Here is a 17,314-nt window from a genome sequence, read left to right on the forward strand (position 1 = left end):
TTTTTAAATAAATATGCTTTATCCAATTCAAAATAGCATTTTTGCTAAGGTACAATTTATTGCAAAACATTTGAATATAGAATATTTTATCGCCAAAAGGATTTCTGTAAAGTCAGAAAGGACATTCTCCAAACTCATTGTGCGTATCGCTATTGCAGGTGTTATGCTGAGTCTGGCTGTGATGATGCTTTCTGTGGCCATCATTAAAGGATTTAAAACAGAGATTCAGGATAAGGTAAGGGGTTTTGTTGGGGATGTAAGGGTATTTAAGCTCGATATTAATAATTCGTTTGAGCTGGCGCCTTTTGAACCGAGCGCCCAAACGCTTTCCTACCTGCGTAACAATCCCAATATTGCTTTCTTTTCGCCGTATTCTACCAAACCTGCTATTATTTCAGCTAATGATGAGGTGGAGGGAATCAACTTTAAAGGCGTTGATAAAACTTACAATTGGGATTATATTAACAAACACCTGATTAGCGGTCGCACCATCGATTTTACCGACAGTACAAAGGCCACACAGCAGGTGATGATCTCTGATTATACCGCAAAACGTCTAAAGCTAAAATTAGGCGACGATTTTATCATGCATTTTGTGCAGGACCCACCGCGTAAGCGGAAATTTAAAATTGTTGGTATCTATGATGTTGGCGTACAGGAGATCGATAAAAGTTTTGTGATTGGCGACATCAACATCATTCGTCGCTTAAACAACTGGAAACCTAACGAAATTGGGGGTATTGAAATACGCATCAACGATTTCGCACAGCTGGATCAGGCAGCCAACCAGATGTACGATAAACTCGACCCCAATCTGCGTTCCGAGTCGGTGAGGTCTTATTTTCCTAATATTTTCACATGGCTATCCCTGCTGGATGTTAATACCCAAGTGTTATTAATTCTGATGTTAATTGTTGGTGTAATTAACATGATTACGGCCTTGTTGATTATGATTCTGGAACGTACCAATATGATTGGCATGTTAAAGGCATTTGGAATGACTGATTACAGTATCATCAAAATCTTTCTTTATAATGCCGCATACCTGGTTGGTATAGGATTGCTATTAGGTAACATCCTGGGTTTAGGACTTGGCTTTCTGCAATATTACACCCATATCTTTCATTTAGACCAGGGTTCGTATTACCTTACTTATGTACCCATCGAGTTTCATTTAATGGATATCATTTTGTTAAATATTGCCACACTGGCTATTTGTTTGATCGTGCTGGTTATCCCTTCGTTATTGGTGAGTAAAATATCACCGCTTAAGGCTATACGCTTTAAATAATGCTCCAGATGCCGGTAGTCAGATAGCCATGGAAGCTCTTTTTTAGTTCTGGCTATTTTTTATCCAGGTTATCTGCAATAAAAGTGTTGATCGACATTTTCGGCTTTTCTAACAAATAAATCACGGTACCATGTTCCCTGGCGTATGGATTTTCGACTTTCCCTTTAAAGGTGACATGCTCAAACAAATTATGTTCTTCTTCATTCGCCGCATCTTCATTATGATCCGTTTTTACAGTGATTACTGTGGTAATTTCTTTCGATAAGTCAAACCAGTATTTATAGTCGGCATTGAAAGATACCGCTGCCATATTTTTATGTTTGCTGTAATAGTTGATGGCACCTGCCAGGCCGTAGTTATCACAGATGACTAATATATTTTCCTTTTCTGGGATGGCCGCATACACGCGGTCAACTTTTTCGGCCAGCTCTTTCCAACCCAGCATATCTGCAAAATCTTGCGGCATGTGGTGGTCCTTGCCATCTTCCCAACGTAGCATCCCATATTTTTTATAGAGGGCCTGGTTGTTCACCATGGTTTCTGGTTTATCGATTGGGTAAACAATCCTGATGGTGAGGAAGAATAAGAGTGGCGGTAAGGTTAAAGCAGCGGCCCGGACATATATTGTCCAGGGTTGCCGAAGCAGCCGGTCTAGGTAAACCGCACCGAAGGCCATAAATACCGGGTGTAATCCGATGGCATAATAACTTTTGGCTTGGAAATAGGTAAATAATGCCAAAGTGAAAATGGCAGCATATAATATAAAGCGGTAAGTGGAAAAGGCTTTATTAATCAACAGGGCTATTATCCCTGCCAGCAGGACAAAAAATGCAGGAAAAAAGAATAACAGCTGGTCTTTAAGGAAGTCAAGGCGGTTCACATTAACCAGCTGCGTACGCTGCAATTCCTTCATATGGGTAAACACGGGGAATCCATGCTGGTATTGCCAGTAGAGATTAGGAGAGATAAGCAGAATGGCGAGTAAAACAGCCAGCAAGAATTGTTTTTTAACCAATAGTGTACGGTGTTCTGTAAGGAGCATGGCAGGCACCATGGCCAGGGCCAGGAAGGCAATGCTGTATTTATTGAGGAAGCCTAGGGCAAACACAACAGCTAGTGCCCAAAGCCATTTCTGGTGGCCGCTGTTAACATACTTGATCAACGCGTAAAACAGTAATGCCCAGCACAGGTATTCTAAAGAATTAGGTTGGTAAAGGGTGTTAATCCTGAAAATTACGGAAAAGGTTACTGCTGTTGCGGCCAGGATCCGGGCATATAAACTTCCATTTAATGCTTCGGTAATCTTCCATACGGTAAGCATGAGCAGGGCACCAAATAATGCCGGGAAAAACTTAACCCAAAATAAGCCGTTACCTAATAAACCGATTACGTAAGATATCCAGGAGGTAACCGGTGGTACTGAGGTATAACCCCAGGCCAGGTGTTTGGCAAGATCGAGGTGTAAATATTCATCGCGGTGTAAATCGAAATCCGGATGAACAAGAAAGTATTGTATGGTGAATTTTAGTAAAATAAAGACCCACAACCATATTGCATTATTAGAAATGAATTTTCTCGTTTCTTCCATAATGCTAGGAGTGGGTCTTTTTAAAAATGTTACATTAATTTATTTAGCTTTTTTTACATAGGTGTCTAACCAGGCGTTCATTTCCCACAACATGTGTAAAATGTTTTCCTTGCCTTTATAACTGTGTGCTTCATAAGGAAGGAATACAAGACGTGTAGTACCACCGAAACCTTTTACTGCATTAAACAAACGTTCACTGTTAATAGGAAAAGTTCCTGGGTTATCGTCAGAATCACCATGAATTAACAACAAGGGTGTTTTAATTTTATTTGCATAACTGAAAGGGCTCATTTCAAAATATAATTGAGGTGCATCCCAATAGGTACGGTCTTCATTTTGGAAACCGAAAGGCGTAAGTGTACGGTTATAGGCACCACTGCGGGCCAAGCCTGCTTTAAATAAATTTGTATGGGCCAATAGGTTGGCGGTCATAAATGCACCGTAACTGTGTCCACCAACAGCTACGCGGTTTTTGTCGGCAATGCCCTGTCCGGCCAGGTTATTAATGGCGGCTTCAGCATTCATCTTCAACTGGTCTACAAAAGTATCATTTGGCTTCTTGCCATTTGCGGCAACAATTGGCATTTCGGCATTGTCTAATACAGCGTAACCCTGAGTAACCCAATAGATCGGCGATGCCCAGCTGATGGTGGTGAAACGGTGTTTCGAACCCCTGATTTGTGCAGCATCTGCTGCCGAGTTAAATTCTCTAGGGTAGGCCCAGATGATTAAAGGCAGTGCACCATCTTTAGCCTTGTCATAACCTTTCGGTAAATACAAGTCGCCGGTAAGGTCAATACCATCAGAACGTTTATACGAAATCTTTTCTTTGATTACGCCCACCATTGCTGGATAAGGATTCTCAAAGCTGGTTAATTTCTGGTCGGCAATGCGAAGTACTAAGTTTTTAATGTAGTAGTTCGGCACATCCTGTTGTGATTCTTTGCGGGTTAACAACACCAGTTTATCGGCATCAAGTACATCGGCTACAAATTCGTAAGTTCCTTCGGCACTCCGCCAGATGATATCGTTTTTCTTTGTTTTGAGGTCAAACTTGGCCAGGAACGGTAAATCACCTTTAGCAGAAGAGCCAGTGGTATTATTCATCAATAGTTTTTTGCCATTGTCTACCGTTTTTACTACGTAACGGCCATATTTGTTTTTAGCCATTACCGGAAAGCCAGGGTTGTTATAGGCATCGGTCTGGTTACCTTCATATAAAGTTTCCAATTTTCCGGTAGCTGGATTAAGGCGACTTAATTTGGTGCTTTGTTTACTACGCAGCCCTTCCTGCACCAAAGCGATGTTTTCATCACCCCATATGACACTGCGGAAACGGGTTTTGGTTTTAAACAAGGTATTGGCTTTTCCCGTAAATGGTGCTGCAAGGGCAAATACCGCATCATGAAATTCCACGTCTTTTTTGATGAGACCACTGTCCAATGGTTGTGCCCAGGTTACAGTAGCCGCTACATCATCGCGCCAGTCGAAATTGCGGGCAATGTTTTGCAGGTTGTCATAGCCAGAAGGTCTGCCTTCGGCCGAAGGCAATTCTGCTAATACTTTAACTGATTTGCCATTCAGGTCTGTAATTTCTACTGACGACGGGAAGCCATATGCTGAAACCAGGTAAGAGAATGGTTTTCTAAGTTTTCGCTGCAAAAGGTAGTTTTTATCTGGCGACACGCTTACGTTCAGGTAAATTGCTGGCTTGCCGATTGGCGTTTCTACACCGTTAGTATTTTTAACCAGTTGCGAGGTGGCGAAAAACTCAAACAACGTCTCGTCGTAAGGCGATTTAATTAAATCCTGGTAGGTGGCGCTTGGTGCTGCCTTACCCAGATTCTGCTGTGTAGTAGGACCTTTTGGCATTAAAGGTTTTTTAGGTGCTGCGGAGGCTGGTTGCACCGCTACCTGGTACAGAAGCGTCTGGTTGTCTATCCAGCTGATGCCATTACCGAGAACAACGTTTAAAGGTTGTTTATTCACTTTTGTTACTTGTGCAGTTGCAATATCTATAACATACAGATCCACACCCGTACCTGTGGTATTGGTAAAAGAAATTTTGGTGCCTGTTGGATTCCACTGTACGTTTCCGGCAAAGAGTGGTGATGGAAGTCCGTTTAAGGCGGTTGCTTTATTGGTGCTCACCTGGATGAGCGTAAAACCGTTGATATAGGTCTGGCGGCTCAGGCTATAATTTTCGGGGTTTATGCGAAGTCCGGCAATGCGGTATTCAGGCATTGCAAGCTCTTCTACAGATGGATAAGGATTTCTATCGCTTAACAGCATCCACTGTGCCTTGCTGCCAATACTGACGCCCGGCGTAGGTTTTGCTAATAGCAAGTCTGCCATTTCCTGGGGTGGTGCCTGATAGCTGGCCGCATCCTGTGCAATTGCTGCAGTTGTGCAGGTTAATAGGAAAAGATGAAGGAAAAGTTTTTTCATATAATTGGATTTATTCCATGGTAAAAATAGTGATTAGAATACCCCCTGAGTTGTTTCCTGTATCAAATTTTTGATACATTCCCGTATTTATGGCTATAGATTAAGTATTAATCACTCAAACTTTTAAACGGCACCGGGGGTTTATTAAAGTAATTATTTGAACTTAAACGCAATTGTATGTTAGCAATGAATTACCGGGGCCCTTTCAGGGTCCGTGCAGCTCAAAAACCACAACCGGAGATTCTGCATCCACAGGATGCGATTGTTCGGGTTACCAGGTCCTGTATTTGCGGATCAGATTTACACCTTTATCATGGCCTGGTGCCGGATACGCGTGTAGGTTCCACATTCGGACATGAATTTATTGGCGTGGTCGAAGATGTTGGTGCGGGTGTAGAAAACTTAAAAGTAGGCGACCATGTGCTGGTGCCTTTTAATATTGCCTGTGGCAAATGTGCTTTTTGTAAACAAGGTCTTTTTGGTAACTGCCACGAGTCAAACCCATCTGCCACTGCTGTAGGTGGCATTTACGGATATTCACATACAGCAGGCGGTTACGACGGCGGACAGGCAGAATACGTTCGTGTGCCTTATGCTGATGTTGGTCCAATGGTGATCCCACCGGATTTGCATCCGGATGATGCCGTACTACTAACTGACGTTGTGCCTACGGGTTACCAGGCTGCTGAAATGGGTGGAATAAAAAAAGGCGATACTGTAGTGGTGTTTGGCGCTGGTCCGATAGGAATTATGGCGGCCAAATGTTCCTGGCTTTTTGGGGCAGCAAGGGTGATTGTTATCGACCATTTAGAATACAGACTTGATTTTGTGCGTAAATATGCGCATTGCGAAGCTTATAACTTCAAAGAGATCGGAGATCCGGTATTGTTCCTTAAAAAGACTACAGACTGGTTTGGTGCCGACGTTTGCATTGATGCTGTTGGTGGTGATGCATCGGGTAACGCCATGCAAACCATTACTGGAAAGAAACTGTTGTTACAGGCGGGGTCGGCAACGGCTTTACACTGGGCGGTAAACTCCGTTAAAAAAGGGGGTATCGTATCCATTGTAGGGGTTTACGGTCCTACAGATAACCTGGTGCCCATTGGAAATGTGTTGAACAAGGGCTTAACCATCCGTGCTAACCAGGCTTCAGTGAAAAGGTTACTTCCAAGATTAATTGAACATATACGTGCAGGGCACCTGAATCCAAAAGAGTTGATTACGCACCGCATTCCTTTAGAAGAGGTGTCTGATGCGTATCATATGTTTTCGGCCAAACTCGACAATTGTATTAAACCCATATTAATACCGCCATCGGCAAGAATGTAAAACTAAGAAACCATGGAAAACAAAAAGACAGATTACTCACAAATAAAAGGCTGGGGCGTGGATGCAGACCCTAAAAATGAGCCTACCTACCCAATGAAACATTATACCGGCGATGACCATCAACGCATCAATTGGGAGCGCCCACCGTTACAGCCTGAGATCGCCGGGATTTTAAAGTCCAATGAGCGGCCTTCATTGTCGGCAGTTTATGGCACGTCTGTTCCATTGTCTGGCTTGAGTGGTGCACTGCGTCGTTATGCATTTAAATACAGCGAATCAAGTTATGGACATTGGCTGCCGTTGTTACTTGCCGACCGGGTGAATGTGGTGGAAGGAATTATAGATGACTTTAAACATGGGCATATTCCCAATATCTTTGCTGAGAAAGGCATAAAGGCAGATTTTAAGCATAATCCAAAGGGGCTGGCAACAAAGGTGCTGGTTACCGTGGCGTTGGCTACTGTAGCCTATACCTTGCTTTCGCGTTCAGGAAGTTCGAAGCGTTAAGGGCTGCGTAGATCGCTGCAAATATCTGTGGTTTATCTCTGTAAATACCGTATTTAATGGAGAACGAGTTGGCTATCTTATTGTTCTTATCATAGCAAACTGTTCATTAAATATGGAAATTATAAAGACCCGTGTCATGAGGGGTCCAAACTATTGGTCGATCCACAGACATCGGCTTATTGTCTTAACCATTCAACTCACAGAAAAAGAAAAAGCACTGGAGGCAACAGCTCTTAATGGCTTAGGTAACAAGCTAGAAAAATTGAAGCCTTCTCTATATCACCTGAAAGCATACAAATCCGTATTGGATGTGGTAGCACAGGTAGCCATAGAAATTCAATGTTTAGCAGGAATGGATTGTGCACATACTGTAGTACAATCCACTGCTCAACCCCTGGTAGCTAAAGTCATCTTTTCTTATACCATCGAACGTGCAGGGATTTATGCCGGGCGGACCGCCGTGAATTTAGTTAACGCCTTACTGGAAGAGCAGCCCTTTCAATTGTCTACCGCTGTTCATCGTTTGAAAAAGATTCATGAACGTGATAGCATAAGCCCAGAGGTACAGGTTATTGTTTATGATGCCATCAAAAGGGGGATTCCAGTTACACAGCTGGACCGTGATACGCTGCTTTTTGGTTTCGGTGCCAATCAGCATGTTTTCCGCCGGGGTATAGATAATCGCTTCCCTACAGATCCCTTACCCGCAAGGATTCCCCTGGTTGCCGTAACCGGTACCAATGGTAAAACCACGACCACCCGCCTTATTGCACATTTCGCTTCCTACGCCAACTACCAGGTTGGCATGACCACCACAGATGGTATATATATACAAGATGAGCTGGTGGATGTGGGCGACTGCAGCGGCCCGCAGAGTGCCAGGGTGGTGTTAAAAAATCCAGATATTAATTTTGCTGTTTTAGAATGTGCCCGTGGTGGCATATTGCGCGCAGGGTTAGGCTTTGATTACTGCAATGTAAGTGTGGTAACTAACATTTCCCGTGATCATCTGGGTATGGATGATATCGATACTATAAAGGAACTAGCCAGTGTGAAGGCGGTTGTTCCCAGAACAACTTTCCCGACAGGTTGTGCGGTATTAAACGCTGATGACGAGTTGGTGTATCAAATGGCGGAGCGTTTATGCTGTGAAGTTGCGTTATTTAGTATGCATGCTGAAAGTAAGCGATTCCGGATGCATGTTGAACGTGGTAAACTTGGTGCAACGGTCGAAAACGGTCATTTTGTGTTGTATAAAAACAGGGAGAAAATACCCTTGATTAAAGTAAAAGATGTGCCGCTCACCTTCGAAGGCAAATCTGACTGCATGACACAAAATATATTGCCAGCTTTATTAACAGGATTTTTTCTAAAGATGCCTTTAGAAGACATGCGTATTGCTTTAAAGAAATTTATTCCCTCTCCACGTTTTACACCTGGTCGAATGAATTCCTTCAGATTTAAAGGTTTTACTGTGCTGGTTGATTATGCGCATAATGAGGCCGGTTACCAGGAACTTAAAAAGTATGCTGATCAATTAAAGGCATCGGTTAAAGTTGGGATTATTGCTGCTGTAGCAGATAGGGTAGATGAGGATATGGTAAACCTGGGAAAACTTGCTGCTGCGATTTTTGACGAGATCATTATTCGTCACGACAGGGACCTGAACGAAGACACGAAAGAAAAGATGACGTCCTTATTGCTGCAAGGTATCAGGCAGACTCATGAAAGCCTGCCCGTGCAGGTAATTTCTAACGAGTTTGAGGCCATTAAAAAGGCCATAGACCAAGTCCAAAAAGGGAGCTGGATATTCGTCAACGCCGAGAATGTTTATGATACCATAGCTTATCTATCAGAATACCCGAGCACATCGGTCCACCTGGAAGCACCACAGTTTTCGCACCGCAGGGGCGTATTTTGAAAGGCTTTCGGGTGGAGCTTTCCACATTCATAACATCCGCAGTCAACGTCGCTCACCTTTAACTTCGCTTTGAATTCATCATCCCATGGGGGGATAACTGATATACCCCTTTGTTTTTCTTTACGGGGTACCAGGCTATATAGCCCGTTTGATTCGAGATATAGCCTGTCTACCTCGCCCAATGTCATTAAACCCATGGCACGCAGCTGCGCAAAAAGCCTGTCCCTCGAGATTCTGGTTTTTTTCATTTTCTTGAGGTCCATCACGCCATCTCGTACCAGAATACTTAAATCATCCTGGGTTAAGGACTCAAACCATTGGTTCTTTACGGTGGCTGTGGAGATGATTCGTTGGAAAAAAATGATAACACCCGCAATTATAATTGGTGGCAAAATACCCCGGTCAGGATTCATCAGTGGAATACCTACAGCTGCCGCCAGGGAAGTTACAGCAGCCATCTCATTTCTGCCAATCTGTGTGGCCATGCGTTTACCCATCAACCTCATGGATACAATGAGTAAGACATAAATGAGTAAGGCCCGGAGCAATAACTCAACAAAAAAACTGGCAGGTATTTCGCCTATTAAAATACGGTTGAGGTCACCAAGATGGATTTCTTCAGGTTTCATAGGTTGACATTAATGGTTAGAGAATTGCATGCTGGAAAATATGGTGATGGCAGTTTTCACAATTTATTTCCTCTTCATCAGAACTGGAAATGATCTTTCCACAATTAGCACATACCAGTGCTTCCTGATCAGGGGCAGGTTGCACCTGGTTAATGTTGGGGTCTTTGGGGGGAAGAATGGATAACCCTGGTTTTGGCTCCTCATATTTAAACACACTGAATAAGCCACATGCTTCAATATACACCCTTTCTACCTCACCCAGGGTTCTTATGCCCTGACTTCGAAGCACCGCGTAAAGCTGCTGCCGGGTTATTTTAGTTTTTTCAAGTTCCTCAACCAGGATCACGCCATCTTTAAGCACCATAGATTCCTTTCCCTGGATGAGGCGTTCCATGCCTTCACTTTTCCAGCCGATAAGGTTGAGCCCTCTTTGAAAAGCAAGGGCAAAAAGTAAAACGAATATGCCCTGGATTATACCACGGTCGGGAATTTGCATAGGAACACATATAATTGCCCCCAAAGTAACCATGATGGCTAGTTCTGAATTGGTGTGCATACCGCCCATTCGCTTGCCCAATAAGCGCAGAATGACCAATAACACGATATACATGATAATGGTTCTGAATAGGACTTCGGTAAGAAAATCTGTTGGCGCAGAGCCAATTAAAATTCGGTGCCAGTCGTCCCATTTAATGTCTTCTTTCTTCATTTCTGGAAAAGAACAATATTTATTCCATGCCAGCCTTGATTTTTTAAATACGTGTTTTCACGCGAAAGAATTGTTATTTATACGACTTATTCCGGATAAAATTACAGGCTGGCAGGTATTTCCACATAAAAGGTAGTGCCATTATTTTCCTTACTTATAAACCATATTTTTCCCTCGTGCCACTCTACAATGGTTTTAATGATAGACATGCCCAGGCCTACTGAAGGTTCGCCTTTTAATCCTGTTCTTCTGGCATCAGAGAATTTTTCGAAAAGTGTGGCATGAAATTTTTCAGGTATGCCCACACCGGTGTCACTTACGGCAATTAAAACTTTCCCGGCTTCCTCCTGCATATTCAGGGTGATGGAACCACCGTCAGGTGTAAATTTAATGGCGTTGGAGATCAGGTTATGGAGTACCTGCATGAATTTATCTTCGTCTATTTCAGCAAAAATGTTTTCCTTGTTGTACTCATAATAATAGCGCTTTCCTGTTTCGTTGTCGATTTGGAAATACTCCACCATAAAATTCTTAATGCGCTCCGTTAAATTGACACGCCTTTTTACCAGGTCCACACCTACGGTTTCAATAAACTCCTTTTTGATGAAGTCCTGGATCATATTGATGCATCTTTTGCTGATCCTTTCAATAGAGGTAACCATTTTATTGACACGCTGATCTTCCAGAGACATTGTTCTTTTACCAAGCAGGTAAGCAAAGTTTTGAACCGCGGTTAAAGGGCCTGCCAGATCATGAGAAAGGATATTGAGGATGGCATTTTTTTTACTCGTCAGGGCCAGTGTTTTCTCGATATTTGCTTTGCGATCCGTGATATCTTCAATGTAGCCAGTTAATACGCGTTCCTGCTGGGGCTGTTCCTTTAGTAGCATGCTTGACCGCAAAAAGTATTCTTTACCATCGTTTACTAGGATTCTAAACTCGATGTTATCGACAAAGTCGCCAGCTTTCATGTTGCTGTAAACAGATTTTAGGTAATGCTTGTCTTGCAGGTTTACCATGGAAAAAAGCATTTCTGGCGTTGTTTCCTCTTCTGGAAGCTGGAAAAGAGAATGAAAGGCTGGATTTAGATATACGAAAGTATTAGTAGTTATGTTGAAGGCAAAATATGCCCTATAATCATGGTTGGCAAGTGCAAGAAGTATAGACTCAGGATTGTTCATGTTGCACAAAGTGAAACGCTTAGTTTATCGCTCCACTCTCCTAAAGATAAAAGATTTTAAAGTATATTACTGTATTATTCCATTTAAAATGGAAAATTTGATTAGTGATGCCGTATTGCGGCAGCCGGTTTTTTCAATTAAACTTTGCCGGTGTCCTTCGATGGTCCTTTTGCTGAGAAAAAGCTTGTCTGAAATTTCATTATTTGTTAAACCTTCTGCAATTAAAAATAACACTTCTTTTTCCCTGGATGTTAAATCTAATGGTAGCTCATCGTCCGTATTTTGCACAGCTACTGCCTCCATGGAACGTTCCAATAATTTCAGGGTGAGGTCTGAACATAAGTATCTTTTGCCTTGGTTTACTTTCTTGATGGCAAAAAGAAGTTCCTCAGGGCTTACCGTTTTAAGCAGGTAACCTGAAGCACCCGCTGTAAAAGCCTGTTCAATCGATTTATTAGTATCAACCATCGAAAGAATAATCACCTTGATTTTTTCATTTAATGCCCTAAGTGGTTTTATTAAAGCTATGCCATCCATAACCGGCATATTTACGTCAGTAAGCACGATATCAACAGCCAAACCTCCATTAATTAAATCCAGTACTTCTTGACCATTACCAGCTTCGCCAACAACTTGAAAAGAGTTATCTGATAGTAGCAGCATTTTTAAACCCTCACGCACCAGCGTGTCATCGTCAGCCAAAATTACATTTAGCATGTGCATTGTTTTTTTAACATATTTTAATTAACTACATGATTGTGGTTAATTAACAACGACTGTACAGAATGGTTTTGTGCTTTTTGAAACTGTGTAGACTTAAGACTACTCCCCCTGTTTTTTCGGAGACATATCTTCCTTTTTGTCTTTTTCTTCAGAATTTTGCTGAGGGGTAACGGCCTGGAACCAATGCAAATCGGTAGGCGTTAACAAGGCATCGGGAACCAAAGGCAGTCCGCTGTCTTCGTTATTTACGACTTGCTGTATTACTTTCTTCTTCTCTGCCCGTATGCCCATACCCTAAAGTTACAAAAACTATACCTGATTTATGTGTGTAGAACCTTCTAATTTGCGTAAATTTGCGGCAATATTTAAATTGAGAAACTGTGTCGTTAGATAAATTAAAACTAAGCAAGTCGTTGGTAAGTGCTATGACTGATGCCGGATATATTTCAGCAAAAGAAATTCAGGCTAAAACCATGTCCCGTATTTTAGGCGGTCAAGATATTATTGCCGTAGCCCCCGAAGGAAGTGGTAAAACCACAAATTACGTGCTTGCGGTTTTAATGCGTTTAAAATATGGTACTGACGAGGCGCCTAAATTCCTTATTCTTGTTCCCGATGCAGAAAGGGTGGAGGCGGTTATCGCCGAGTTTATGCTGCTTAGTAAAAATCGTGATCTGCGTATCATGGGTCTTTATGGTAATGGGGGTACAGACCAGGTAATCAGTGACCTCCTTGATGGTGTGGATATCGTTGTAGCTACGCCAACAAGGGCAAGGGCCATTTATTTAAAGCTTGGCTTAAACCTGAGTAAACTGCAAATGTTTATTGTAGATGATGCTGAAGAGATCGTGAAACAAGGTATGCAGTTACCTGTTAACGAACTGGCAAGAAGTGCCGGAAAATGCCAGCATTTGGTGTTTACAACGGTGTACCATGAAAAATTGCAGGTGATGACGGACCGTTTCCTTAATTTTCCAACCTTGATCGAGGTAGAAGAGTTAGGGGATGCAAAAGCTGCTACCCATGAGTTGCTGTTGTATCAGGTGCAAAATTTTAAAACTAAAATCAATTTATTAAACCACCTGTTGCGTGATGACGAAGTGTTTGACAAAGTCGTTGTTTTCGTGAACACCCGTTTAACTGCCCAAAAGTTAGGTAAAAGCTTAACCTCCCGCAGGCCAGGAGAGGTGAGTGTTCTAAATCCATTGTTTTTTGATGAGGAATACGGATTTGACCATATCGAGGACTTTAAGGCTATTCCTGAAGCACGCGTACTGATTGTAGCGAATGAAGGTTCTGGTACCCTGGATCTCTCTGGTATTCCGTTTATCTTCCACATGGAAGTTCCCGAACAAAAAGAAACTTTCCTGAGTAGGGTGGTTAAATCAACAGATGAAGAAGTGGTGGCGATTACTTTTGCTACAGATGCGGAGCTGGTTGATATCCGTAAAATCGAACAGGCAATAGGTGCCAAGATTCCGGTGATGGAGCTGCCAGAAGAAGTGTTGGTAGAAAAGATGGTGAAGAAAAAAGCCGCTATCGATAAAAGTAGAATTGTAAAAGAAACAACCGACCTACCCAAAGGTGGTGGTGCCTACCATGATAAAAAGGAAGGCAACACCAAAGATTATAATTATGGGATAGGCCAGAAGGCAAAAATGACGATGAAGAAAAAACACAGCTAATTACCTGGTTTTCGCTTCATTCCAATAAATATCCATTTCGGCAAGTGTCATATCCTGTAGGGCCTTGCCGTTTTCTTTGGCTTTTTCTTCCAGGTATTGAAAGCGTTTAATGAACTTTTTATTCGTTTTTTCCAGCGCATTTTCCGGGTTGATGTTAATAAAGCGTGCGTAGTTGATTAAAGAGAACAGCAGGTCGCCAAATTCGCTTTCTGCTTTATCATGGTCTATAGCCGTGTTATCCGCTACATTAAACTCGTTTTTAAACTCCTGTAGTTCCTCTTCCACTTTTTCCCATACCTGAGTTTTATCTTCCCAGTCGAAACCTACACCACGAGCCTTTTCCTGAATACGGCTGGCTTTTACCAGGGAAGGAAGTCCCGCAGGTACACCACCCAATACAGATTTATTTCCCTCTTTCAGTTTTATCTTTTCCCAGTTGCGCTTAACTGTTGCTTCGTCTTCGGCCACTATATCGCCATAAATATGCGGGTGGCGGTGGATGAGTTTGTCGCAAACTCCGTTCAACACATCAACAATGTCAAACTCCTTGTTTTCTGCTGCTATCCGCGCATAGAACACCAGGTGCATCATCACATCACCCAGCTCTTTTTTAATCTCCTGCTGGTCGCCTTCCAGTATTGCATCCGATAGTTCGTAGGTTTCTTCGATCGTCAGGTGCCTTAAGGTTTCCATGGTCTGTTTTTTATCCCATGGGCATTGTGTACGTAAAGTGTCGAGCACGTTTAACAACCTTAAAAAAGCGGATGCTGGATCAGGTGCGGTGACTGGTGGAATGTTATTGGGCATTATAAATGTTATTTATATGGTGTAAGTTTTACTTATGGGTTGCTGGCTTCATCAAGCACTGCAATGTCTTCATTTCGAAGGCTGATCGATGCGGCTTTACTGAAGTCTGCTAATTGTTCAAGGCTGGTTACACTGGCTATCGGTGCAGTTACCGAAGGACGTGCAATTAACCAGGCTAGTGCTATGCTGGCCGGAGTGGCATTATATTGTTCGGCCACCTGGTCTAAAGCCTTAAGAATGCGAAATCCTCGTTCGTTCAGGTAGTTTTTCATGCCTCCACCTCTTTGGCTTTTGTTTAAATCTGCTTCAGAACGGTACTTTCCTGTTAGGAAACCACTGGCTAACGCATAATAATTGGTTACGCCTAACTGATGTTCTAAACAAATTTGTTCGTACTCCGTTTCAAATTGTTCCCGCTTGTAAAGGTTATACTCAGGCTGAAACACCTGGTATTTGGCCAGGCTATGCTTTTTGCTGGTTTCCAGAGCGTCCAATAAAGATTCTGCAGTATAGTTGGAAGCGCCGATCCAGCGTACTTTACCAGCACGGATCAGGCTGTCGTAAGCTTCTAAGGTTTCCAGAATCGGTGTTTCGGGATCTTCATAATGTGAAAAATATAGGTCTATATAGTCTGTTTTTAGTCGCTTTAAAGAATCCTCCACAGCCTGGGTAATGTATTTTTTAGACAGACCTTTTTTGCCGTCTCCCATGTCTGAGCCTACCTTAGTGGCAATAATCACTTGCTGCCGGTTATTGCGCGATGCCATCCAGTTACCAATAATGGTCTCAGATTCTCCGCCCTGATTTCCCGGTTTCCACCTTGAATAGACATCAGCGGTATCAATGAAGTTGAATCCTGCTTCTACAAAGCCGTCCAATACTTCAAACGACCTGGCTTCATCAATGGTCCACCCAAAAACGTTGCCTCCAAAAGTAATTGGCGATACGAATAAGTCTGAATTTCCTAATTTTCTTTTTTCCATGATAAATCTTTAAGGTAGCTGTTATAACAAATGTAGGCGCTGGGTGTTTTTATACTGTCGTTACCAGGTCAATTAAAGCTTGGTTGCACGCAGCATCTCACGTTTTCCGGGGGCTCCGGGAAGTTTTTCTATGGTCATCCCCGCTTTTTTAAGCGCCCTTTTTAAGTTGCCGGTAATGGCGTAAGTAACAAAAATGCCGCCGGTTTTTAGAAAACTGCAGGTATGGGCAATCACCTCATCTGTCCACATTTCTGGCTGATGCTGCACAGAAAAGGCGTCAAAATATATTAAATCAAATGCTGTGCTGCTGTGGAATTCAGTCAAGGTGGTATGCGCTATTTCCAGCTGCTGATTTTCAAATAAGGTCACCTGATGGCCAATGGCAGGTTCATAATGGTGAAGCAAAGCTTCCCATATGGATTCAGGAACATACTGCCCGTACTCGGTGCTCTTCAATTCAGTCAAACTGATCGGAAAAGCTTCAATACCGGTGTAAGTCATGGCTTGTTGCGTAGCTACACAATGGTTTAGGCTAAGTAAATAGTTAAGTCCGGTACCAAAACCAACCTCTAACACTGCCAGCGGTTGCCCTTCGGCAATTTCCATTGCTTTTTTTAAACCTGCGGTCACAAAGACATGCAGGCTTTCCTGCAGGGCACCGTGTTTTGAATGGTAGTTCTCGCCGATGGTTTCATTATATAAAGTATTAGAGCCGTCGGCAGTCTGGATAATTTTATTCATTTCTTCAAATTTAGCAGAAACTGGCTTAACTTTAAGAAATAATACATTGTTTATGGATATTGAAAGCTTTCGGGAATATTGCCTTAACCTGCCGGGAACCACTGAAGGTATGAAGTGGGGCGAACATCTCTGTTTTATGATTGAAGAGAAAATATATGTTATTGTTTCCCTTGATGATGGGAATGTTTCATTTAAAATTGACCCTGAAAATTTTGATGAACTTGTTGCCCGTGATGGTATTGCGCAGGCCGCCCATTTCGCCAAGAAACAATGGGTTACTATTGATTCACTTGATGTGCTTTCCGACGGGGAGTTGGGTGAACTTATCGCAGCTTCCAGGGTATTAGTTATCAGGAAATTACCTAAAAAAATACAGGCTTTATATGCTTAGCGGTAATTACCGCTTTTTGAGGTGCAATGGTAGAAAAGCAGGGTTTTAAACTGCTCAAAATAAATAGTCTAAAAAAATGGGTTGTACCTTTCGGTACAACCCATTTTTATGTCATCGTGGTAATTACCACATTCTGATTCTGTCTTCTGGTTTTTTGTATAATTTATCACCAGGTTTCACATCAAATGCCTCATACCAGGCATCCATGTTCACAGGCGCGCCAATCGTTCTATACGGACCAGGAGAATGCGGATCAGTTTTAATCAACTCCGCAGCACTGTCGACCAGGATATTACCGCGCCATACCTGTGCCCACGACAAGAAGAAGCGCTGATCAGGGGTAAAGCCATCAATTTTCTCATCAGACTGTCCTTGTTT

The 17,314-nt window shown here is 42.5% G+C and carries 17 protein-coding genes; 6 read left to right on the forward strand and 11 right to left on the reverse strand.

Annotated elements, in window-relative coordinates; all coding sequences use genetic code 11:
* Window positions 1-70: 70 nt before the first annotated feature.
* The gene (locus ACR2F3_RS02965; RefSeq protein ID WP_432708491.1) at window positions 71-1,291 is read left to right on the forward strand and encodes an ABC transporter permease; all 1,221 of its coding nucleotides are present in this window, start codon (window positions 71-73) and stop codon (window positions 1,289-1,291) included.
* A gap of 52 nt (window positions 1,292-1,343) precedes the next feature.
* Here the strand turns inward: ACR2F3_RS02965 and ACR2F3_RS02970 are convergent, their stop codons facing one another.
* Together ACR2F3_RS02970 and ACR2F3_RS02975 are read right to left on the reverse strand one after the other, a co-directional pair.
* Window positions 1,344-2,879, reverse strand: a complete 1,536-nt coding sequence (locus ACR2F3_RS02970) for a glycosyltransferase family 39 protein (protein WP_432708492.1) — start codon at window positions 2,877-2,879, stop codon at window positions 1,344-1,346.
* Window positions 2,880-2,918: 39 nt separating this feature from the next.
* On the reverse strand, window positions 2,919-5,327 hold the full coding sequence (locus ACR2F3_RS02975) for a prolyl oligopeptidase family serine peptidase (protein WP_432708493.1): 2,409 nt from the start codon (window positions 5,325-5,327) through the stop codon (window positions 2,919-2,921).
* Window positions 5,328-5,504: 177 nt separating this feature from the next.
* On the opposite strand from ACR2F3_RS02975, the gene ACR2F3_RS02980 reads away from it, so the two are divergent.
* The 3 genes from ACR2F3_RS02980 (at window position 5,505) to ACR2F3_RS02990 (ending at window position 9,087) form a co-directional block, all read left to right on the forward strand.
* Window positions 5,505-6,659 carry a zinc-dependent alcohol dehydrogenase gene (locus ACR2F3_RS02980; RefSeq protein ID WP_432708494.1) on the forward strand — a complete coding sequence of 385 codons (1,155 nt, stop codon included), beginning with the start codon at window positions 5,505-5,507 and terminating at the stop codon, window positions 6,657-6,659.
* Between the two features lie 12 nt (window positions 6,660-6,671).
* A complete protein-coding gene (locus tag ACR2F3_RS02985) occupies window positions 6,672-7,166 on the forward strand; it encodes a hypothetical protein (protein ID WP_432708495.1) in 495 nt (164 codons plus the stop codon).
* A gap of 112 nt (window positions 7,167-7,278) precedes the next feature.
* On the forward strand, window positions 7,279-9,087 hold the full coding sequence (locus ACR2F3_RS02990; protein WP_432708496.1) for a Mur ligase family protein: 1,809 nt from the start codon (window positions 7,279-7,281) through the stop codon (window positions 9,085-9,087).
* On the opposite strand, the gene ACR2F3_RS02995 is transcribed toward ACR2F3_RS02990, so the two are convergent.
* The 5 genes from ACR2F3_RS02995 to ACR2F3_RS03015 all read right to left on the reverse strand — a co-directional run bounded on the left by ACR2F3_RS02995 (window position 9,012) and on the right by ACR2F3_RS03015 (window position 12,620).
* The gene (locus tag ACR2F3_RS02995; RefSeq protein ID WP_432708497.1) at window positions 9,012-9,716 is read right to left on the reverse strand and encodes a DUF421 domain-containing protein; all 705 of its coding nucleotides are present in this window, start codon (window positions 9,714-9,716) and stop codon (window positions 9,012-9,014) included. The genes ACR2F3_RS02990 and ACR2F3_RS02995 overlap by 76 nt on opposite strands.
* 16 nt (window positions 9,717-9,732) lie before the next feature.
* Window positions 9,733-10,425 (reverse strand): DUF421 domain-containing protein, encoded by a 693-nt coding sequence (locus ACR2F3_RS03000; RefSeq protein WP_432708498.1) that lies wholly within the window; start codon window positions 10,423-10,425, stop codon window positions 9,733-9,735.
* Window positions 10,426-10,526: 101 nt separating this feature from the next.
* A complete protein-coding gene (locus ACR2F3_RS03005) occupies window positions 10,527-11,606 on the reverse strand; it encodes an ATP-binding protein (RefSeq protein ID WP_432708499.1) in 1,080 nt (359 codons plus the stop codon).
* A 66-nt stretch (window positions 11,607-11,672) separates the two neighbouring features.
* Window positions 11,673-12,323 (reverse strand): response regulator transcription factor, encoded by a 651-nt coding sequence (locus ACR2F3_RS03010; protein WP_432708500.1) that lies wholly within the window; start codon window positions 12,321-12,323, stop codon window positions 11,673-11,675.
* A gap of 105 nt (window positions 12,324-12,428) precedes the next feature.
* Window positions 12,429-12,620 carry a hypothetical protein gene (locus tag ACR2F3_RS03015; RefSeq protein WP_432708501.1) on the reverse strand — a complete coding sequence of 64 codons (192 nt, stop codon included), beginning with the start codon at window positions 12,618-12,620 and terminating at the stop codon, window positions 12,429-12,431.
* A gap of 89 nt (window positions 12,621-12,709) precedes the next feature.
* Between ACR2F3_RS03015 and ACR2F3_RS03020 the strand changes: the two genes are divergently transcribed.
* Entirely contained in the window at window positions 12,710-14,014 is a 1,305-nt protein-coding gene (locus tag ACR2F3_RS03020) for a DEAD/DEAH box helicase (protein WP_432708502.1), read from the forward strand.
* Here ACR2F3_RS03020 and mazG read toward each other — a convergent pair whose 3' ends face one another.
* The 3 genes from mazG to mnmD all read right to left on the reverse strand — a co-directional run bounded on the left by mazG (window position 14,015) and on the right by mnmD (window position 16,545).
* Window positions 14,015-14,821, reverse strand: a complete 807-nt coding sequence (gene mazG, locus ACR2F3_RS03025; RefSeq protein ID WP_432708503.1) for a nucleoside triphosphate pyrophosphohydrolase — start codon at window positions 14,819-14,821, stop codon at window positions 14,015-14,017.
* A gap of 32 nt (window positions 14,822-14,853) precedes the next feature.
* Window positions 14,854-15,804, reverse strand: coding sequence for an aldo/keto reductase (locus ACR2F3_RS03030; RefSeq protein WP_432708504.1), 951 nt, complete (start codon window positions 15,802-15,804; stop codon window positions 14,854-14,856).
* A 72-nt stretch (window positions 15,805-15,876) separates the two neighbouring features.
* Window positions 15,877-16,545: a tRNA (5-methylaminomethyl-2-thiouridine)(34)-methyltransferase MnmD gene (mnmD, locus tag ACR2F3_RS03035; protein ID WP_432708505.1), complete on the reverse strand. Its 669-nt coding sequence runs from the start codon at window positions 16,543-16,545 to the stop codon at window positions 15,877-15,879.
* Between the two features lie 52 nt (window positions 16,546-16,597).
* Here mnmD and ACR2F3_RS03040 point away from each other — a divergent pair, with 52 nt between their 5' ends.
* Window positions 16,598-16,936 (forward strand): MmcQ/YjbR family DNA-binding protein, encoded by a 339-nt coding sequence (locus ACR2F3_RS03040; protein ID WP_432708506.1) that lies wholly within the window; start codon window positions 16,598-16,600, stop codon window positions 16,934-16,936.
* Between the two features lie 123 nt (window positions 16,937-17,059).
* Here ACR2F3_RS03040 and ACR2F3_RS03045 read toward each other — a convergent pair.
* A partial coding sequence (locus ACR2F3_RS03045; protein WP_432708507.1) for a M13-type metalloendopeptidase occupies window positions 17,060-17,314 on the reverse strand: 255 nt, incomplete at its 5' end.

The sequence above is a fragment of the Pedobacter sp. genome, assembly GCF_045627485.1.
GTDB lineage: Bacteria > Bacteroidota > Bacteroidia > Sphingobacteriales > Sphingobacteriaceae > Pedobacter.